The organism is Staphylococcus sp. acrmy, from assembly GCF_022690565.1.
In the GTDB taxonomy this organism is placed as follows: Bacteria; Bacillota; Bacilli; order Staphylococcales; family Staphylococcaceae; genus Staphylococcus; species Staphylococcus caledonicus.
Genome location: NZ_JALCVE010000001.1, coordinates 99,282 through 118,692 on the forward strand (window position 1 = coordinate 99,282; position 19,411 = coordinate 118,692).

Genomic DNA, 19,411 nt, shown 5'->3' on the forward strand with positions numbered 1-19,411 from the left:
TATTATTTAGCGTCTTCGTAGTAACCTAATTCAAGGTCTTTAGAAGTTTGACGACGTGTTTTTCTCATTAATTCAACGTCTTCAATTAATGATTCACCGTATGAAGGAATCATTTCTTTGATTTTAGCTTTCCAAGCACCGATTTGTGCTGGGAAGTTTTTCTCAAGAACTTCTAATGCTACTGATACTGAAGTAGATGCCCCTGGTGATTCACCAAGTAAAGCAATTACTGAATGGTCTTCAGAGTTAACCACTTCTGTACCGAATTGGATAAATCCTTTACCTTCTTTTTCAGTATCTTTAATAACTTGTACACGTTTACCTGCAGTGTATAATTCCCAATCTTCATCACGTGCTTCAGGATAGAATGTACGTAAGTGGTTCATACAACCTTCTTTAGTCATGATGATTTGATCAAATGAATATTTGATTAATGGTAAGTTTTTAACCGCTGCAGCTAACATTGTAGTAAGGTTATACGGTTTGATAGATTTGAATAAATCTAAGTTTGAACCATTTTTAAGGAATTTAGGTCCTACATTAGCGAATGGTCCGAATAATAATGTTCTTTGACCATCAATGTAACGTGCATCAAGATGAGGCACAGTCATTGGTGGTGTGCCTGGTGGCTCTTTACCGTAAACTTTCGCTTCGTGTTCTTCGATAACTTGTGGGTTAGTACAAGCTAAGAATTGACCAGTGATAGGGAAACCACCTAAATGTTTACTTTCAGGGATTCCTGTTTTTTGTAGTAATGGAATCGCAGCACCGCCGGCACCGATAAATACATAGTCAGTAACTTCTTCAAATACGTTACCAGCTTTAAGGTCTTTGATTTTAACTTGCCATTTACCGTTTGATAAACGTTCGAAATCTAGAACTTGATGGCTATATTTAACTTCAACATGTTCATCTTGTTCTAAATGTCTAGCCATTTTACGAGTTAATTCACCGAAGTTTACGTCTGTACCTTCGTTGATTTTACTAGCGGCCATTTTTCCATCATCAACGCGGCCTTGCATCATTAATGGAATCCATTTTCTCATTACTTCAATGTCTTCAGTGTATTCGATGTTATCGAACATTGGAGATTGTTTCATTGTTTCGTAACGTTTTTTCAAGAATTCTTTATTATGAACGCCTCTTACAAAACTGATATGTGGAAGAGGATTAATAAATTCTCTTGGATTTTCAATGTGTCCTGCTTTCACTAAGTGACCCCAGAACTGTTTTGAAATTTCAAATTCTTCGTTAATTTCTTTTGCTTTTTCGATGTCAATTGAACCATCAGGTTGTTGAACAGTATAGTTCAATTCACAAAGTGCAGCGTGACCAGTACCAGCATTGTGGCGCTCGTTAGAACTTTCAAGGCCTGGTCGATCCATACGTTCATAAAGCTTGATATTCCAATCAGGTTCAAGCTCGTTTAACATAGAACCAAATGTTGTACTTAAGACACCAGCACCAATTAAAATGACGTCTTTTGATTCTGCCATGGTTGTACACCTCTCCAAATTTATTAGTTAACAATACATCAGAATATTACTACTTTCTTATTTCTATTTATAAAGTAATATTGTCCCTTAAAATGTTTGTTAAGTCTTTCACTATTATGTTAAAACAAATATGGTAAATTGTAAATTGATGAAACCGAAATAAAAACATTTTTAATATAATCTTAATTTAATACATTTGGCCCCAATTTTTTCGTTTAAAAAAAGAAGTGGGAATCAGACAGAAATCTAATTTAATTTCGAAAATCCTAACCACTCTTTACTCACATATTATATAAAAAGACTTGGAGGTGATTCTAATTAAATCACCTCCAAGCCTATAATCGGAGAAGTTATCTCTTAAATATTCATCTTATTGCTTAGGTTGTAAAAACTTTTCAATATAAAATGCGGATTCTTCGATAGATTTATATTCTGTATTAATCACGGTTGCATTTAATTTCTTAAATACTTCTTCGGCATAAGCCAATTCTTTCTTAATTCGGTCCAAGTTATTATATCTTGATTCACTTGAGAGTCCTAATGTTTCTGCACGATTTTTACGTATGTTCGCTATATATTGTGGACTAGCCGTTAAGCCAAATACTTTTAACCCTTTTTGTTTATATACATTGTCCGGAATTTCAATTTCAGGAACTAATGGAATATTAGCGATTTTGTAACCTTTGTTTGCTAAATACATACTTAATGGTGTTTTAGAAGTACGTGACACACCTACGATTAAGGCATCCGCTTCTCCAATATCTGTAAAATGTTTACCATCATCGTACTTAACTGAATACTCAATGGCTTCAATGCGTTCAAAATATTCGTCGTTTAATTTACGTAATGCGCCACTTTCCATTAGCGGTTGTTGATGGGTTACCTTTTCAACCATACGAATTAAATCAGACATATAATCGATGTAAGGAATGTCATGTTCTCTCGCATATTCATGTCCTAAGGCATTGAAAGATTCACCTACCAATGTCGTTGCGACAATTGCGTGTTGTTCACGGGCTAAGTTTAAAACATTTAAGAATTCATTTTCATCTTTGATGTAAGGAAACTTCTTAATTTCAATGTCTGTTAAGTCGGGAAATTGTGTTAGTGTCGCATGAATCATTCGTTGTGCTGTTTCACCAATAGAATCAGATACTATAAATAACTTTAAGGCTTGTTCATTAGATTGAGTTTCGTTCACGTTATTACTCGCTTTCCTCCGCTTGACTCTGAGCTGTTGCTAAAATTGCACCTGGCACACGGAACGGTGAACAAGAGACGTAGTCAATTGCTAACTGGTTGAAACGATGGATAGATTTCGCATCGCCACCTAATTCACCACATACACCTATTTTAATATTAGGGTTCACTTTCTTCGCTTGTTCAACTGCAATTTCAATTAATTTACCAACACCGTCTTGATCTAGTGTTTGGAATGGGTCAAGCTTCAATATGTTAGTTTCAGTATACACATTTATAAACTTCCCTGCATCATCTCTAGAGAAACCAAATGTCAATTGTGTTAAATCGTTGGTACCGAAACTGAAGAAATCACAGTGTTTGGCAAGCTCATCTGCAATTAGGCATGCACGTGGTGTTTCAATCATTGTACCGATAAGATAGTCTACTTTATCGCCTTGTTCTTGTTCTAATTTATCAATAGTTTGTACGAGTTTTTCTTTTAATGTTGTAAATTCTTCAACTGTTGATACTAATGGGATCATAATTTCAGGTTGGCACGCTATGCCCTCTTTTTTAAGTTTTAAGACACTTTCCATAATCGCTTCCACTTGCATTTCATATAATTCAGGATATGTGATAGCTAGACGACAACCACGGTGGCCTAACATTGGGTTCACTTCATGCAAGTCTACAATACGTTTATTAAGTACGTCTTTAGAGATATTGAGTTGGCTGGCCACATTTTCAACATCTTCATCAGAATTAGGTAAAAATTCATGTAATGGTGGATCAAGGAGACGTACAATCGTTGGGCGTTCCCCTGAAAGTTTGAAAATGGCTTCAAAATCTTCTACTTGGTATTTACGGATATTGTTTAAGGCTTCAATACGTTCTTCATACGATGATGATAAGATGAAACGACGCATTTCAACTAGACGTTCAGCACCAAAGAACATATGCTCTGTACGGACTAAGCCGATACCCTTCGCACCGAATTGATAGCCTGCTGAAATATCTTGAGGTGTTTCTGCATTCATACGTACATTTAAGCGTGCAGTGTCTTCAGACCATTCCATAAATTGGGTAAAGGCTTCACTATGTTCTGCGCTAACCGTTTTAATTTCGCCAATATAGATATCACCTTTAGAGCCATCAACAGAAATCGTGTCGCCTTCATGAAGCTCTCCACCGTTATAATAAATTGTCTTCGCTACTGTGTTAATTTCTAGGTCAGAACATCCAGTCACACAACATTTACCCATACCACGTGCAACTACTGCTGCATGCGATGTCATACCGCCATGTGTGGTCACGATAGCTTCACTTGCTACCATGCCTTCAATGTCTTCAGGTGATGTTTCTGGGCGCATTAGGATGACTTTCTTTCCTGCCTCTGCTTGTGCTTTCGCATCTTCAGCTGAGAAGACGATTTGACCTGTGGCTGCACCAGGGCTAGCTGGTAGACCCATTTTTGAAATTTCAGTCGCTTCTTTTAATGCATTTTCATCAAAATTAGGATGTAATAATTGATCGATTGATTTCACATCTACTTTTGTCATGGCTTCTTCTTTAGTAATAACGCCTTCTTCTACTAAATCAACGGCAATTTGGATAGCAGCACGCGCAGTACGTTTACCATTACGTGTTTGTAGTAAATACAATTTCCCATTTTCAATCGTAAATTCAATATCTTGCATGTCTTTATAATGCTGTTCTAATTGTTGCGTTACTTCGACAAATTCTTTATGTACTTCTGGCATTTGGTCGTCTAATGTTGAAATATCTTTTGGCGTACGAATCCCAGCTACTACGTCTTCACCTTGGGCGTTTAATAAGTATTCACCAAATAATTTGCTGTCTCCAGTCACTGGGTTACGTGTAAAGGCAACACCTGTACCACTATTGTCTCCACTATTACCGAAGACCATTTCTTGAATATTTACTGCGGTACCAATGTCATGTGGGATGTCATTTAAATCACGGTAAATTCGAGCACGGTCATTATCCCAAGATTTAAATACCGCTTCAATGGCTTCTTCTAATTGTTTTAACGGTTCTTGTGGAAAAGGTTTATACACTTCTTCCACATAAATTTCTTTAAAACGTTCACAAATTTCTTGTAAACCTTCAGCCGTTATTGCAGCGTCATTCTCAAAGTTATGACGTTGTTTATAATCTTCAAAGTATGTATCAAACGATTGCATCGGTACGTTATATACGACCTCACCGAACATTTGTAATAAACGACGGTAACAATCATAAGCAAAGCGTGCGTCACCTGTTTTATCTGCAAGCTTCATCACGTTATCATCATTTAACCCTAAGTTAAGAATGGTATCCATCATACCTGGCATTGAAATTTTCGCACCACTACGTACAGACACAAGCATTAAATTGGCATCAGATGAGAATGATTTCCCTGTTCTTTCTGAAAATGCTGTAAGATGATCAATCAATTGCGTCTTAACTTCAGTAGATAATGATTTACCTTGGCGTAAATACTCAATACACGCCTCTGTTGTAATAGTGAAACCATCAGGTACAGGTAAACCTAAACGTTTCATCTCTGAAAGGTTGGCACCTTTACCTCCAAGTAAATCTTTCATGGATTTTTGTCCTTCATCAAACGCATATATATATTTTGTCATGTTTCTACCACCTCTATAGTTATTATGTCATACTAATTAATTTAGAGTATGTCATATAGTATAGCTAAATACAATTAAAAACTATACTTATTTAGGAAGCGTTTACAAAAAAGACATAAATAATACATAATTACGCCTTTCAGAGACATCATATTTTTATGTATCTAACAATATAATTGTGTCATACTATTTAACTTTAGAAGAAATTGAGTTCCATCATTAGGGATATTTTATCCTTTTTCATAAACACAAAAATCCCCATATACAACTAGTTATTTCTTCTAGTCATATATGAGGATTATCAGTATGGCTTACTATTTAAAACCATTCTCTTTATTGTATTTTTCACGTTCAGCATCACGTAATTCTACGCGACGAATTTTACCTGAGTTTGTTTTAGGTAGTGATTCCACGAATTCAATAGCACGTGGATATTTATAAGGTGCAACCTCATTTTTCGCAAAAGCTTGTAATTCTTTCACTAAATCTTCGCTACCTTGATAATCATCTTGTAAGATAATGAAGGCTTTTACGATATTACCACGAATCGCATGTGGACTCGCTACAACGGCACATTCTTTAACTGCTGGATGGTTAGTTAAAGCATCTTCAACTTCGAATGGTCCAATTGTATAACCTGAACTAATAATAATATCGTCACGACGACCTTCAAACCAGAAGTAGCCATCTTCATCGATATGCGCTAAATCTCCAGTAATATAGTAGTCGCCTGTTTCTGAAGCTTTTGTACGTTCTTCACCTTTATAATAACCTTTGAAAAGACCTGGGAAATCAAGTGGTAATGCGATATTACCTTTCACATTTCTTTCTACTGGATTACCTTCATCATCCACTACTGTCGTACCACTGCCTGGGATTTCTTTACCCATTGAGCCTGGTCTTGGTTCTGTATCTTTTAAGAAACCAATTAATAATGTACTTTCAGTTTGGCCATAACCATCACGTACAGTTAAATTAAAATGCTTACGGAATTGTTCAACCACTTCACGGTTCAACGGTTCACCAGCTGATACAGCACTGTGTAGATGTTCTAAATTATAATCTTGAAGATTACTTAGTTTAGCCATCATACGGTATTCTGTCGGCGTACAACATAACACATTAATTTTAAAGTCTTGTAGTAATGATAAATAACGTGAAGGGTTGAATTTACCATTATAGACAAATGCAGTCGCACCTGAACCCATAATTGATAAGAAAGGACTCCATACCCATTTTTGCCAACCAGGAGCAGCAGTAGCCCATACTAAATCATCTTCACCGATGCATAACCAATGCTCTGGTGCCATCTTCATGTGGGCATAGCCCCAACCATGTGAATGTGTTACAGCCTTTGGATTGCCTGTAGTCCCTGATGTATAAGATAAAATCGCAATATCATCTCTTGATGTTTTTTCGATTTCAAGCTCATCACTTTGATTAGCTTTTTCATCTTCGACATTAATCCAACCATCTTCATGACCATTGATGATAAATTTTGTTAAATTATCGTATTCTTTGATACCTTTAAATTCACCAATAAAATCAGCCATTGTAATAATGGCATCGATTTCACCATGTGTGACACGATATTGTAAGTCTTTAGTTCTTAACATTTCTGAACTTGGAATAATTGCGATGCCTAATTTTAAAGCTGCAAGATAAAGTTCGTATGTCATGATAGCACGTGGCATCATGATTAAAACTTTATCCCCTTTTTTTAATCCATGATTTAATAAGACATGACCTACTTTATTCGCATTTTTAATCAATTCTGAATATGTAACCGTCTTTGTTGCGTCTTCACCATTCTCATAAATAAGCGCTTGTTTAGTGACATCTGAAGTATGTTTTTCAATTTCGGAAACAATATTATATGTTTCTGGCGCCAATAAGTTTGTATTTTCCATTACTAAACTCCCTTTCGGTTCTACTTGTTTATCATATTATCAAACGCTTTTGTACAATGAAATCCAAATCCCTTGAGTAAGCGTTTTATTCTTATTTTTCTTGAAAATTAAAAAGATTAAGTTCCTAGTGTCTAAAACCTACTGACAAGAAACTTAATCTTAATTATTAAAAAATACGTGCTAAGTCAACTCTAGATTCTAAGCCAGCTAGTTCAATACGTACATTATAAGACAAGTCTCGATTCACAATATCGCGATCGACGCCTTCTTTCGTGCCTCTTTTTTTATGTGTTTTGCTGTAAGCTGTAGAATTCTGCCAATCATAAAACGCTTGTTGACTTTCCCAAAGCGTTAAAATAATATAGTGACGGTCTAACGACTCAGGTCGTAAAAAGCGCAACGCTTTAAATCCTGGTTCCTCTTGTAAATATTTAGGACGTTCTAAAAACTTCTTCTCAAACTGATTTTCCATTTTATCATTTACAAATAAATGATTCAAAACGCAAAATGAATCATTCGATAAGTCATTAATTGTCTCTAATATTTTATAGTGGTGAAGATCATTATTTTTCTTGATAGCTATTTCTTGGTCAGTTATTTCTTCAATTACATATGTTTTATAACTGTCTTCTAAAATCATAATTCATTTCCTTCATTTCTAAACTAGCATCAAGCTATCTTTTGATTTTTATATCTATATTTTACTTCCTAGTCGACTCTGTTCATATAATGAGATAGAACGTTTGACGATTTCTAAAAATTCGTGGTCTAATGCGGGAATTTTTAAAAAGTAATTTAATATATTTTCCGAAAAATCTTCATGCTTTGGAAAGTATTGGTCTTGATTAATCCACTGCGTGAGTTCACCTAACGGGGTCTTATCACCAATAAATCCTTGCATAAATTCATAAAAACTCATCATCTCACCCCAGCGTCTAGATATATGCTAATACTATCACGATACCTAGCTTAACACTAGTATTGAAACTGAGATAGATGAATTTATATCGTCTACCGCCTATGATTCTATCTATTATTTAGCACTTAAATAATCTAAGACTACCGCGCCAACCGCTTCCGCAGCGACTAACATACTTTTCTCATCGATATTAAATTTTGGATGGTGATGAGGATATACTTTACCATCTTGTGGCGCTGCACCTGAGTAAATAAATGTACTTGGTAATGCTTTAGCATAGAATGCGAAATCTTCTGATGGTGGCTGTGCTTCACATTCTTCAACGCCTTTAACGTCAGCTAAGTCTGCATTTTGGATTGTCGTTGCTACATATTTTGTAAATTCTGGGTCATTATACAATGCAGGATAATCTTTACTAAATTCAAAATTGCATTTTACACCAAACGTTGCTTCTAAACCTTCAACAATATGTTGTAACGCTTCTTCGATACGGTCACGTGTCGCATCTGTAAGTGCGCGTACATCGCCTTCTAAGGTCACTTTGTCTTTAATAACGTTGAATTGTCCTTTTCCATCGAAAGAACCAATCGTTACTACACCTGTTTCAAATGGATTTAAACGACGTGACACAATGGTTTGCGCCGTTGTCACAAAGTTTGCTCCGACTACAATAGCATCATTCGCCGTATGTGGAGAAGAACCGTGTCCGCCTTCGCCTTGAATAGTCAATTTAAAATATGAACGTCCGGTTTGAACATTCTCAGGACGGTAATACACCTTACCAGGTTCCATATTCGTCATAACGTGTGTACCAAGAACATGGTCTACACCTTCTAATACACCGTCTTCAATCATTCCTTTAGCGCCACCTGGTGGCATTTCTTCTGCAGGTTGATGAATGACAACTACCTTACCATTAAATTGGTCTTTCATTTCAATCAATGTTTCAGCCAAAATTAACATATAAGCGGTATGCGCATCATGACCACATGCATGCATTACGCCATCGTTCTTTGAGGCAAATGGGAGTCCTGTATCTTCTTGGATAGGTAAAGCATCAAAGTCTGCGCGAATCGCAATAGTCTTACCAGGTTGTCCACTATCGATTGTCACTTTAACGCCATTATCGCCTACATTTGTGTCGACGGTACAGTCTTTATCTTTATAGAAGTCAGCAATATATTGAGGCGTGTCAGTTTCTTTAAATGATAATTCAGGATGCTGATGTAAATGCCTACGTATGTCAATCATACGTTCCTCTTTATCTTGTAAACGTTGGACTAAATCTTTAGTCATGTCTATCCACTCCTTTTTTATATATTATATGACTTTCATTCTGTCTTATGTTGTTACACACTTTAAATATGAAGTAGATATAGTTAACTCATTTGTCTATATTGAGGTGGCATTTAAATCTTTAAAATTAATACTTCTTGTTATTACCCTAAAAATAGAAGAGAAACTGAAATTTAATGGTTAAAATAGATTTTCACATGAAAACATTTCAGTTATTCGCTGTCCCAAATGTATAAAAGGCCAGGACACTTATGATATAAATGTCCTAGCCTAGTGATAGCTATACGATATTAATGTTTATAATATGGATCAAATTCCATAGCGCCGGCTTTTTCATCGCTCACGCCATGTTTATAGTAATCTACATATTGAGGTTCTAATGGTGCTTTACCACGAATAATATCTGCCGCTTTTTCAGCTAGCATAAGGACAGGTGCATGGATATTACCGTTTGTAGTTCTTGGCATAGCAGATGCATCTACGACACGTAAATTTTCCATACCGTGTACTTTCATTGTTAATGGGTCTACTACCGCCATTGGGTCAGAGGCAGGTCCCATTTTCGCACTACATGAAGGATGTAGCGCAGTTTCGCCATCTTTACGTACCCAGTCTAAAATTTCTTCATCTGTTTGTACTGATGGCCCTGGTGAAATTTCACCACCGTTAAATGGATCCATAGCATGTTGTGACAAGATATTTCTAGCTACGCGAATCGCTTCAACCCACTCTTGTTCATCTTCTTTCGTTGATAAATAGTTGAAGACGATGCTTGGTTTTTCAAATGGGTCTTTTGATTTAATTTTCAAGCTACCACGTGAATTAGAATACATTGGGCCAACATGCACTTGGTAACCATGAGCAACTGGTGCTCTTTGACCATCGTATCTTACCGCAATTGGTAAGAAGTGGAACATTAAGTTTGGATAGTCTACTTGATCATTAGATCTTACGAAACCACCACCTTCAAAGTGGTTAGATGCTGCAGCACCTTTACGCGCAAAGATCCATTGTAGACCAATCCATGGCATGCGTTTAATATCTAGACTTGGTTGAAGTGATACGGGTTGTTTACATTTATGTTGAATATACACTTCTAAGTGGTCTTCAAAGTTCTCACCTACACCTGGTAAATGCATACGTGGTTCAATACCTTTAGATTTTAAGAATTCAGCATCACCGATACCTGATAATTGTAATAATTGAGGTGTATTAAATGCTCCGCCAGATAAAATAACTTCGCCAGCTTCTACTGTATGAAGTTTTCCATTACGTTTAAAAGTAACACCTGTGGCTTTATTACCATCAAAGTGAATTTCAGTGACAAACGCACGTGTTTTAACTGTTAAGTTTTTGCGTTTCATTGCAGGATGTAAGTAAGCTCTTGATGCTGACACACGACGTCCGTTATGTACTTGGCTATCAAAAGGTCCAAAGCCTTCTTGTCTATAACCATTTACGTCTTTTGTTTTGTGATAACCAGCTTCAACACCGGCATCAAAGAATGATTTGAATAAAGGATTTGTCGCAGGACCGCGTTTTAATTTGATTGGACCATTATGACCTCTGAATTTATCATAAGGTGCTGCACCGTATGTTTTCTCTAAGCGTTTGAAATAAGGTAAACAATGAGCAAAGTCCCATGTTTCCATACCTTCTGGTTCTGCCCATCCTTCATAGTCCATTGGGTTACCACGTTGATAAATCATCCCGTTAATTGAACTAGAACCACCAAGCACTTTACCACGTGCATGGTCTACCTTACGGCCCATATGTGGTTCCTCTTCAGTTTCATAAATCCAATCATAGAATTTATTACCTGATGGGAACATTAATGCAGCTGGCATTTGAATAAATAAATCCCATGGATAATCACTACGTCCCGCTTCCAATACCAATACTTCTTTGTCTTTATCTTCTGATAAACGATTACCTAATACAGAACCGGCACTACCGCCACCGATAATGACATAATCGTATGATTTGTTTTTACTCATGTTGAATTCGTCCTCCCTTAAAAAATGGAATTATGTTTATCTAAAATGTATTTAAGTTCGATACGCTCATATATGATATTTGAAAAATGCAGTCTGGGACATCATATAAATGTTCTGGACTGCATTATATTTGGCAGTAAATGATTGAAATGAACATTCGCCAATACCTGCTATTGTCCATTTTCAATCAATTCTACCGGGATACGAATGCAAAATCTCTACTCATGCTAGATTCTGTATCGCTCCCATAGTTTTTAGCATGAAACTTTTATTTACTGAAGAAATTTACTGGTTCTGGGTTAGTATTTGTTAGGATGTGTTTACTGATTAAGTACTCTTCTAATCCTTCTTTACCTAATTCACGGCCAATGCCTGATTGTTTATAACCACCCCATGGTGCTTGAGCAAAGTAAGGATGGAAATCATTAATCCATACAGTACCTAATTTAAGTTTGTTAGCTACACGTTGTGCTTTACCAATATCTTTAGTAAATACTGCACCAGCTAATCCGTAAATTGAATCGTTTGCTAATTTGATAGCTTCTTCTTCACTGTCAAAGCCCTCGACTGTTACAACTGGTCCAAATACTTCTTCTTGAACAATACGCATTGACGTATCACAGTCTGTAATTACTGTTGGTTCGAAGAATAAACCATCTTGTAAATCTTCTCTGTCAGGACGTTTACCACCGATTGCGATTGTAGCGCCATCTTCTTTAGCTACTTCCATGTATTTTTCGATTTTTTCACGGTGTTCAGTAGAAATAACTGGTCCCATTTCAGTAGTATCATCGAAGCCATTACCTAATTTAATTTTACCGACACGATCGATTAACGCTTTTTCGAATTTATCTTTAATATCGTTATGCACTAAAATACGTGAACCTGCTGAACAAACTTGTCCGGCATGGAAATAACCACCGTTTAATGCTTGATCTACTGCTAATTCGAAATCTGCATCATCAAAGATAATATTTGGGTTCTTACCGCCAAGCTCTAATGCAATATTAGTTACGTGGTTGGCTGCATTTTTCATGATGTGTTTACCAGTTTCAATACCGCCTGTGAATGACACTAAGTCAACTTCTTCGTGACCTGATAATGTATCGCCAACTTCTTCACCGCTACTTAATATAAGGTTGATTACACCTTTAGGGAAGCCAACTTCTTCCATTAGCTCAAATACACGAATAGTAGTTAATGGTGTGATTTCACTTGGTTTCATTACGAGTGAACAACCTGTCGCTAACGCTGGGGCAATCTTCCATGATGCTTGGAGTAATGGATAATTCCATGGTGTAATTTGAGTTACTACACCTACAGGCTCTTTAACGACTTTACTTTCTGAATTTGGAATTGGCGTATTAATGATTTCGCCACCGTCTTTATCTGCAAGCCCTGCAAAATATGTGAAAACATTAGCGATGTCATCCATGTCTGCATACGATTCTTCTAATGTTTTACCAGTATCTAATGTTTCTAATTTAGCTAATTCATCACGATGCTCTGTAATTTTATCAGCGATTGCTCTTACTTTTTCACCTCTGACTTCACTTGTTTCTAATGACCATTCACCATCTTCAAAGGCACGACGCGCTGCTAAAATAGCTTGCTCAGTATCTTCAACTGTACCTTCTGCTACTGTGAAGATGACTTCTTGATTATAAGGATTGATAATTTCTCTTGTATTTCCATTTGAACTTTCGACCCATTCACCATCGATATATTGACGATTAGATAATTTTTCTACAAGTTCCATCAAACGACCTCCGTTAAGTTTGTTAAATTTTTATTTAACGAATTTTACAGAACTAGATTAGCATAATTTCCATAGCCTTGCAACTTGACGCTTCATGCCCGTTTTTCTCTTTTTGAAAATAAAACTCTCAAAAACACACATCCTAGTAACGCACTTTTGAAAGTTTTGAGAAAACACTTTATAATGATTGAGAATTGAAAAAATGAACGCATATGTTTGTTTTTTTCGTAGTAACAAATATGCAGTGATGGAGGTGCAAGATGGCACGTTCAGTGAACTACGACCAAAAGATTGAAGAGGCTAAAGATTTAGTTATTAACTCAATCGGCGAAACAATGGATTTATACGGCACAAATAGAAGTGTAGGTAACTTATATGGAACGATGGTCTTCGAAGGCAGCATGACACTTGATGAAATGCGAGAACATTTACAAATGAGTAAACCAAGCATGAGTGCAAGCGTGAAAAAGTTACAAGAATTCGATATCGTAAAACAACAATTTACACGTGGTAGCCGAAAACAACACTTCATAGCTGAGAAGAACTTCTTTAATTTCTTCCGTAATTTCTTCACTCAAAAGTGGGAACGCGAAGTAGATAGAAATTTAGAAGCAGTTGAAAAGGCTGAGTTACTGTTACAAGAAACGTTTCAAGGTGTGGAATTAGACGCCGAAACACAGGCTGAAGTTGATAACATCCAAGCTCAGTTAGGCCATACTAAAAAATACTGTAAATGGTTAGACAACTTAAGCAACGCTATCGAAAGTGGCCAAATATTTGAACATTATCCTATACCAGAAGATGATGACGACTAAAAGATGAAATGCGAGCCAAACAATACAAAATATTGATATAAAAATAGGAGTAAAGATGATTACTAATTAAATCACCTTTACTCCTATTTTTTGTTATAAATTATCGTCTTCTGGGTCTTCTTTTACTTGAACGATACGAAGCGAGCGTCGTTCAATTTCTTTAAGTTTATCTGCACGTGTTTCTAGTTTAATCCGATCTTTATTCAGCGTAATAATAAACGAAATCATCATAAAAATAAAGATTACTATCAACGGTACACTGGCAAGAATAGATGCTGTTTTCAATACCTCGAGCGCCCGTTCCCCGCCTACTAACATAAGTGAGAATGGTAATAAACATAATGCGAAAGCCCAGAATAATCGATTGGCTTTTAAAGGTTCGCCAACGACTTTCTTTTGTGATGCAGCCGCTAAAATGTATGAACCTGAATCAAATGTAGTAGCTAAGAATAAGAATGCAGAAATTAAGAATAGAACTACAATCAATGTTGAGAATGGCAATTGATGCATAACCTCAATAATCGTAGCTTCAGTACCATGTGAATTTAAGAAATTAACCACATTAAATTCACCTGTAATTTGTAAATAAACTGCATAGTTACCAAAGATACCGAAGAATAATAGACATCCTAATGTACCATAAATAATTGTGCCTAAAATAACTTCTTTTAAACGACGACCTTTAGAAATACGGGCGATAAATAACCCAATAAATGGCGCATATACTAACCACCATGACCAATAGAAAATTGTCCAATCTTGTGGAAAGTTAGTTTCTTTGCGTCCTTTAATACCTCCAAATGGTTCAACCCATGTTGCCATATGGAAGAATTCTCTCAACATATTACCGAATCCTGTAATAGTCGTTTCCATAATAAAGACGGTTGGCCCTACAATAAATACGAAAGCTAATAAAATAAATGAAAGCCATACGTTAACATCGCTCAGTTTTTGGATTCCTTTTTTCAAACCAGTATAAGAACTGATTGCGAAGATGACCGTTATAGTTAACAGGATAATTGAACGTACTACCATATTCTCGCCGTCAATACCTGTTAATTTCTCGATGCCGGCAGAAATCATCGGTACACCAAGGGCAAGTGACGTTGCTGCGCCTCCTAATAATCCAAAGATAAATAAAATATCTACTACTTTACCTAAGAATTTATCAGTTTGACCTTTTAATACCGGACGACATGCTTGGCTGATTTTGTAGACTGGTTGTTTCTTCACGAAGACTAAATAGCCAATCGGTAAGGCTGGTAAAACATATATTGCCCAGGCAATAGGTCCCCAGTGGAACATGCCGTATTGCGTTGCGTATGTAAGAGCTTCATCTGTCATTCCTTTTGCGCCATTAGGTGGAACTTGGTAGTAGAATGCCCACTCAATAACACCCCAATATAGAATATCTGATCCGATACCGGCACAGAATAACATTGATGCCCAACTGAAATTGTTGAATTCTGGCTTGTCACTTGCTCTCCCTAATGTGACATTGCCGTATCTTCCAAATGCTATGTAAAGTACGAAGAATAAAATTGCTAATCCCATAAATAAATATACAGAACCTATTGAGTTCGAAATTGCACTGTTAATATCAGTAATCACTGTTTCACTAGCTTTTGGAAAAGCCATCATAGGAATCACCGCAACGAGTAGTACGACTACTGTCCCTATAAATGTTGGCCAATCCATAATCTTTTGACGTTTCAATTGTGTTCCTCCTCATTATAGTTATATCAATAGATGGTTTGACACACTTTATTCACATATTGACGATATCTAAAATTAAATAAAAATGCAAATTACATTCAAAATATTGTAAGTAAATTATTGAATAATTATATATTTCTGACATTTTTTAGCTTTTAAAATTGCTATAACAACAGTGTTAAATTAAAACTTAACGAATTTAACAAAATTATTAGTGCATGTATTTTGAATACTTATACATACAATATGAATTTATATTTATTTCTATTTTTTATAAAATAACTACTTTTCGAGTAACAAAAAAAGAGGAATCGAAATCCAATTGATTTCGTTATTCCTCTCTAGTTTGGCAATTTCATCTATTTAATATCCTAATATCGCTTTAATCAAGAACCCAACTATAATTGAAACAATGATTGTAAAGAATCCTGGAATAATAAAGCTTGTTGGTCGCGTACGTCCTGTTTCGTCTAAGTTCACGGCAAATAACAATGTCGGTTGCGCCGGAATAACGAAGTTGACGTTGAGCGTTTGGACCATCGCAATAAAGTACATAGGTGGAATGCCCATGCTCATTACAATAGGCACCATGATAGATGCTGTGGCTGTTTGTGAAATGACAATCATCGCCACAATGGCTACAAGAACAATCACTAACCAAGGTACAGATTGTATTGTTTTGCCAATATCATTTTGTATAATTTTTAAATTTTGCGGTGCATTAAAGACAGTTGCGCCTAACCAACCTGGCCCTAATACGGCGAAGAGTGCACCTATAGCAGATTGTGCAATATTCGATGATAGAATATCGCTTGTATTGATTTTCAACATTAATAAATTAATAGCAGCGCTTAAATACATAAAGAACTGAACAATTTCCGTCATCGTCACTTTCACTGTAGAGCCATCGACGTTAAATGATGGCATAAGATTTGGAAATACACCAAACGTCAAAATTCCTGCTACACATAGAAGAAAGCAAAGCACGCCAAGTTTCGTTTTAGTTGAAAATGACTGCGCTACATCCACGTCAGGTGTATGCGCAATTTCGCTTGAAGTTACGCTAGATTTACGCCCTACAAACGTACAAAATAAACTTAACATTAACATCGTAATAATAGCGGTCGGTAAGACAATACTTAAATATTTTCCCATTGAAATATCATAGCCTGCCATGACAGAGATAAGGTAAGCCGTAGATGAAGCTGCCGGACTACAGAGTAATGCTAAGTTGGCCGTTAATACCGATGCAGTTAGTGGACGTTTCGGTTGAATATTTGCTTTAGCGGCCGTACGTGCAATAATCGGTTCTAATGAAAGCGCAATATTGGCCGTACCTACCCCGAATACAAATAAAAAGACGATCATTGGGGCGATAAATATAATTGATTTAGGAAATCGTTCGATAATTTTAGAAGCAAGAAAGACTAAGTAGTCTATTCCACCTGTAGCTTGTAAAGTACCGCCAGCGATACCAATAGATAAGATGATTAAAATTGCAGTGACAGGTGCAGAACCTGGAGGCAGTTGAAAGCCGAATATCATAATAAGTTGTGCCACAATGGCGAAGATACCACATCCTAGTGCGCCAGCTGTACGCAATCCTAATAATATGGCCAATATCATTATGATAATTTCTACTACAAATAGTAGCATGATAAGCGCTCCTAACTTTTCAGAAAATTATTGTGATTTTTTTAACATAGATTATTTTATCACTTCAATATGTTAAAAGTATATAATTGATTAAAATTCACAAAGTTAAATGCATATAATCTGTGAACATCTATATTTCTTCACATAATACCATCATAAATGATAACGATTATCAAATAAAGTTAATGGCATAAAAATATCCCTTGAAAGTGAGGCGTCACCTACTACTTTCAAAGGATTATAATTTATCTATTGCTTATCTTTATTATGATAGTCTTTATTTGCCTCGTCTTTGAGTTCAACTTTTCCAGACTCATCATATGTTTCTTCATCATCAGTATGACCTCTTGCCATACGTACATTTCTTTCTTCTTCTTTTTGTTTTTTCTTTTTAGAACGTTTATCGTATGCGCGCTCTTCTAATAAAGAGCCCCAAATTAGTCCACATATAATGGCAATGGTTACTACAACGATTAATCCTATGATAATCCATTTTATTACTTCAAATGTCATATTTACTCACCGTCCTTCAACATTAATCGTGAACTATAATCTTTGTTGTATAGCTTCATTATTATTGTATTTCCCGTTCTGCTTCGGCTTCAATCACATTGCGAAGAATCTTGCTATGACATTTGAAAGAAAAAAGTTAGATAGAATTGAAGAAAATGAGGCTTAAACACGTCTTCATCTCAGTTAAGCATTACCAAAATAAAAAGGCTAAAACATTTATATTACATATAAATGTCCTAGCCTCTCACAACCTGGTAATGGTTGTCTTAAATTATGAAATGTAGTTGTATGAGCTTGCTTGGCTAGCTGAGATAGTACGTGTTGATACTACGCCAGGTCCGCCGTTATAGTTCATTTCAGAAACTTCTACTGAACCGTCATTGTTAACGTTCTCTACGTATGCTACGTGACCATAAGCACCTTGAGATGTTTGCATTACGGCACCAGCTTTAGGTGAGTTGTTTACTGAGTAACCAGCTTGAGCTGCTGCGTTTGCCCAGTTGTTAGCGTTGCCCCAAGTATTACCAATGCTGCCTACTTTGCCATATACGTAATACGTACATTGACCTGCAGTGTAAAGGTTAGCACCTGAACTTGATTTACCTGCAAATGCTTTTGTAGATGATTGTGTAGTTGGCGCATGTTGAGTTGTTACTTTAACGTTACGGTCTGATGTTGAATAGCTTGCACCTAAGCCGCCACCATTGTTATTACTGTTGTTTGCAGTATATGATTGAGTATTATTATTTGAATTAGTATTTGTAGTTTCTTGCGCATTATTATAACTGTAGTTGTAGTTATAATTATTGTTTGATTGTGTATTGTTTACTGCTTGATTGCCACTATTTTGTTGTCCACCTTGTTGAGCTTGAGATGGGTTCCAGTTACCTTTCCAATCGTAATGGTAGTTACCTTGTTGGTCGATTGTATAAGTGTAGCTGTATGATTGTGAATCGTTCGGGTTGTATCCGTTGTTTTCAGCTGCCTCTGCGTCGTGATGTGCCAGTCCGAATGTTGCGATCCCTGCTGTTGCGATTGTAGCTGTTGCGATTTTTTTCATAATTAAAAATCCTCCTATAAAGTTTGAACAAAATTTTATCTCGTGGCTATCTGTAGTTTAATTTAATTTCTTAGTCTCTTTGACTTAATTTTTTCTCGCTAAATAACGACAAGACATACTTTAACAAACTAACAAGGGTTTGTGGGGCTTTTCATGTGTTTGTAAATGAATCATAATAATCGGACGTGTTTTGTAATGAACGCAACAGAATTTTACAGACACTAAAAGACTTCTATGTCAGCGTTTATATCTGTTTATTGATTTTTATCATTACAATGACTGTAATATATCTGATAATTGAAATTATGTTTTATTTCATGTGAATCGGGAAACGAAGAAGCTTAGAAAGTGGTTAATATTTCTTATAATCGTGCTTTTACATTATCCAATTACTTCTATATAAATGGAGTTTATATAAAAAGTTAGGAGCGACGACAGAAACCT

Annotated in this window: 14 protein-coding genes; 1 reads left to right on the forward strand and 13 read right to left on the reverse strand. The window is 36.0% G+C overall.

Annotation, left to right across the window (positions count from 1 at the left end; all coding sequences use genetic code 11):
* Nucleotides 1-2: 2 nt before the first annotated feature.
* The 9 genes from lqo to betB form a co-directional block, all read right to left on the reverse strand.
* Complete coding sequence (gene lqo, locus FH144_RS00480; protein WP_242313184.1) at nucleotides 3-1,496, reverse strand: L-lactate dehydrogenase (quinone); 1,494 nt, start codon at nucleotides 1,494-1,496, stop codon at nucleotides 3-5.
* Between the two features lie 370 nt (nucleotides 1,497-1,866).
* Entirely contained in the window at nucleotides 1,867-2,697 is an 831-nt protein-coding gene (locus tag FH144_RS00485) for a pyruvate, water dikinase regulatory protein (protein ID WP_242313186.1), read from the reverse strand.
* 4 nt (nucleotides 2,698-2,701) lie between these two features.
* Nucleotides 2,702-5,326, reverse strand: a complete 2,625-nt coding sequence (gene ppdK, locus FH144_RS00490) for a pyruvate, phosphate dikinase (RefSeq protein WP_242313187.1) — start codon at nucleotides 5,324-5,326, stop codon at nucleotides 2,702-2,704.
* 314 nt (nucleotides 5,327-5,640) lie between these two features.
* Nucleotides 5,641-7,236 carry an acyl-CoA synthetase MbcS gene (gene mbcS / locus FH144_RS00495; RefSeq protein WP_242313188.1) on the reverse strand — a complete coding sequence of 532 codons (1,596 nt, stop codon included), beginning with the start codon at nucleotides 7,234-7,236 and terminating at the stop codon, nucleotides 5,641-5,643.
* Between the two features lie 166 nt (nucleotides 7,237-7,402).
* Nucleotides 7,403-7,876, reverse strand: a complete 474-nt coding sequence (locus tag FH144_RS00500; RefSeq protein WP_242313189.1) for an antibiotic biosynthesis monooxygenase family protein — start codon at nucleotides 7,874-7,876, stop codon at nucleotides 7,403-7,405.
* A 54-nt stretch (nucleotides 7,877-7,930) separates the two neighbouring features.
* Complete coding sequence (locus tag FH144_RS00505; protein ID WP_107507034.1) at nucleotides 7,931-8,155, reverse strand: sterile alpha motif-like domain-containing protein; 225 nt, start codon at nucleotides 8,153-8,155, stop codon at nucleotides 7,931-7,933.
* A gap of 114 nt (nucleotides 8,156-8,269) precedes the next feature.
* Nucleotides 8,270-9,451: an amidohydrolase gene (locus FH144_RS00510; RefSeq protein WP_242313190.1), complete on the reverse strand. Its 1,182-nt coding sequence runs from the start codon at nucleotides 9,449-9,451 to the stop codon at nucleotides 8,270-8,272.
* Between the two features lie 290 nt (nucleotides 9,452-9,741).
* Nucleotides 9,742-11,448: a choline dehydrogenase gene (betA, locus tag FH144_RS00515; RefSeq protein WP_107507032.1), complete on the reverse strand. Its 1,707-nt coding sequence runs from the start codon at nucleotides 11,446-11,448 to the stop codon at nucleotides 9,742-9,744.
* Nucleotides 11,449-11,716: 268 nt separating this feature from the next.
* Complete coding sequence (betB, locus tag FH144_RS00520; RefSeq protein WP_242313191.1) at nucleotides 11,717-13,207, reverse strand: betaine-aldehyde dehydrogenase; 1,491 nt, start codon at nucleotides 13,205-13,207, stop codon at nucleotides 11,717-11,719.
* A 260-nt stretch (nucleotides 13,208-13,467) separates the two neighbouring features.
* Here betB and cudC point away from each other — a divergent pair, with 260 nt between their 5' ends.
* Nucleotides 13,468-14,022, forward strand: coding sequence for a choline uptake/conversion transcriptional regulator CudC (gene cudC, locus FH144_RS00525; RefSeq protein ID WP_242313192.1), 555 nt, complete (start codon nucleotides 13,468-13,470; stop codon nucleotides 14,020-14,022).
* Between the two features lie 93 nt (nucleotides 14,023-14,115).
* Here the strand turns inward: cudC and FH144_RS00530 are convergent, their stop codons facing one another.
* The 4 genes from FH144_RS00530 to FH144_RS00545 all read right to left on the reverse strand — a co-directional run bounded on the left by FH144_RS00530 (nucleotide 14,116) and on the right by FH144_RS00545 (nucleotide 18,967).
* Nucleotides 14,116-15,738: a BCCT family transporter gene (locus tag FH144_RS00530; protein ID WP_242313193.1), complete on the reverse strand. Its 1,623-nt coding sequence runs from the start codon at nucleotides 15,736-15,738 to the stop codon at nucleotides 14,116-14,118.
* A gap of 363 nt (nucleotides 15,739-16,101) precedes the next feature.
* Nucleotides 16,102-17,394: an anaerobic C4-dicarboxylate transporter family protein gene (locus FH144_RS00535; protein WP_242313194.1), complete on the reverse strand. Its 1,293-nt coding sequence runs from the start codon at nucleotides 17,392-17,394 to the stop codon at nucleotides 16,102-16,104.
* A 249-nt stretch (nucleotides 17,395-17,643) separates the two neighbouring features.
* Complete coding sequence (locus tag FH144_RS00540; RefSeq protein ID WP_107507028.1) at nucleotides 17,644-17,907, reverse strand: hypothetical protein; 264 nt, start codon at nucleotides 17,905-17,907, stop codon at nucleotides 17,644-17,646.
* 271 nt (nucleotides 17,908-18,178) lie between these two features.
* Nucleotides 18,179-18,967, reverse strand: coding sequence for a CHAP domain-containing protein (locus tag FH144_RS00545; RefSeq protein ID WP_242313196.1), 789 nt, complete (start codon nucleotides 18,965-18,967; stop codon nucleotides 18,179-18,181).
* Nucleotides 18,968-19,411: the final 444 nt, after the last annotated feature.

Bases quoted from the DNA above. Each gene is read 5' to 3' on its own strand.
- FH144_RS00535 (WP_242313194.1), bottom strand. From the start codon at position 17,394: ATGCTACTATTTGTAGTAGAAATTATCATAATGATATTGGCCATATTA.
- cudC (WP_242313192.1), top strand. From the start codon at position 13,468: ATGGCACGTTCAGTGAACTACGACCAAAAGATTGAAGAGGCTAAAGAT.
- FH144_RS00500 (WP_242313189.1), bottom strand. From the start codon at position 7,876: ATGATTTTAGAAGACAGTTATAAAACATATGTAATTGAAGAAATAACT.
- mbcS (WP_242313188.1), bottom strand. From the start codon at position 7,236: ATGGAAAATACAAACTTATTGGCGCCAGAAACATATAATATTGTTTCC.
- betA (WP_107507032.1), bottom strand. From the start codon at position 11,448: ATGAGTAAAAACAAATCATACGATTATGTCATTATCGGTGGCGGTAGT.
- FH144_RS00540 (WP_107507028.1), bottom strand. From the start codon at position 17,907: ATGACATTTGAAGTAATAAAATGGATTATCATAGGATTAATCGTTGTA.
- FH144_RS00505 (WP_107507034.1), bottom strand. From the start codon at position 8,155: ATGAGTTTTTATGAATTTATGCAAGGATTTATTGGTGATAAGACCCCG.
- FH144_RS00510 (WP_242313190.1), bottom strand. From the start codon at position 9,451: ATGACTAAAGATTTAGTCCAACGTTTACAAGATAAAGAGGAACGTATG.
- ppdK (WP_242313187.1), bottom strand. From the start codon at position 5,326: ATGACAAAATATATATATGCGTTTGATGAAGGACAAAAATCCATGAAA.
- lqo (WP_242313184.1), bottom strand. From the start codon at position 1,496: ATGGCAGAATCAAAAGACGTCATTTTAATTGGTGCTGGTGTCTTAAGT.
- FH144_RS00545 (WP_242313196.1), bottom strand. From the start codon at position 18,967: ATGAAAAAAATCGCAACAGCTACAATCGCAACAGCAGGGATCGCAACA.
- betB (WP_242313191.1), bottom strand. From the start codon at position 13,207: ATGGAACTTGTAGAAAAATTATCTAATCGTCAATATATCGATGGTGAA.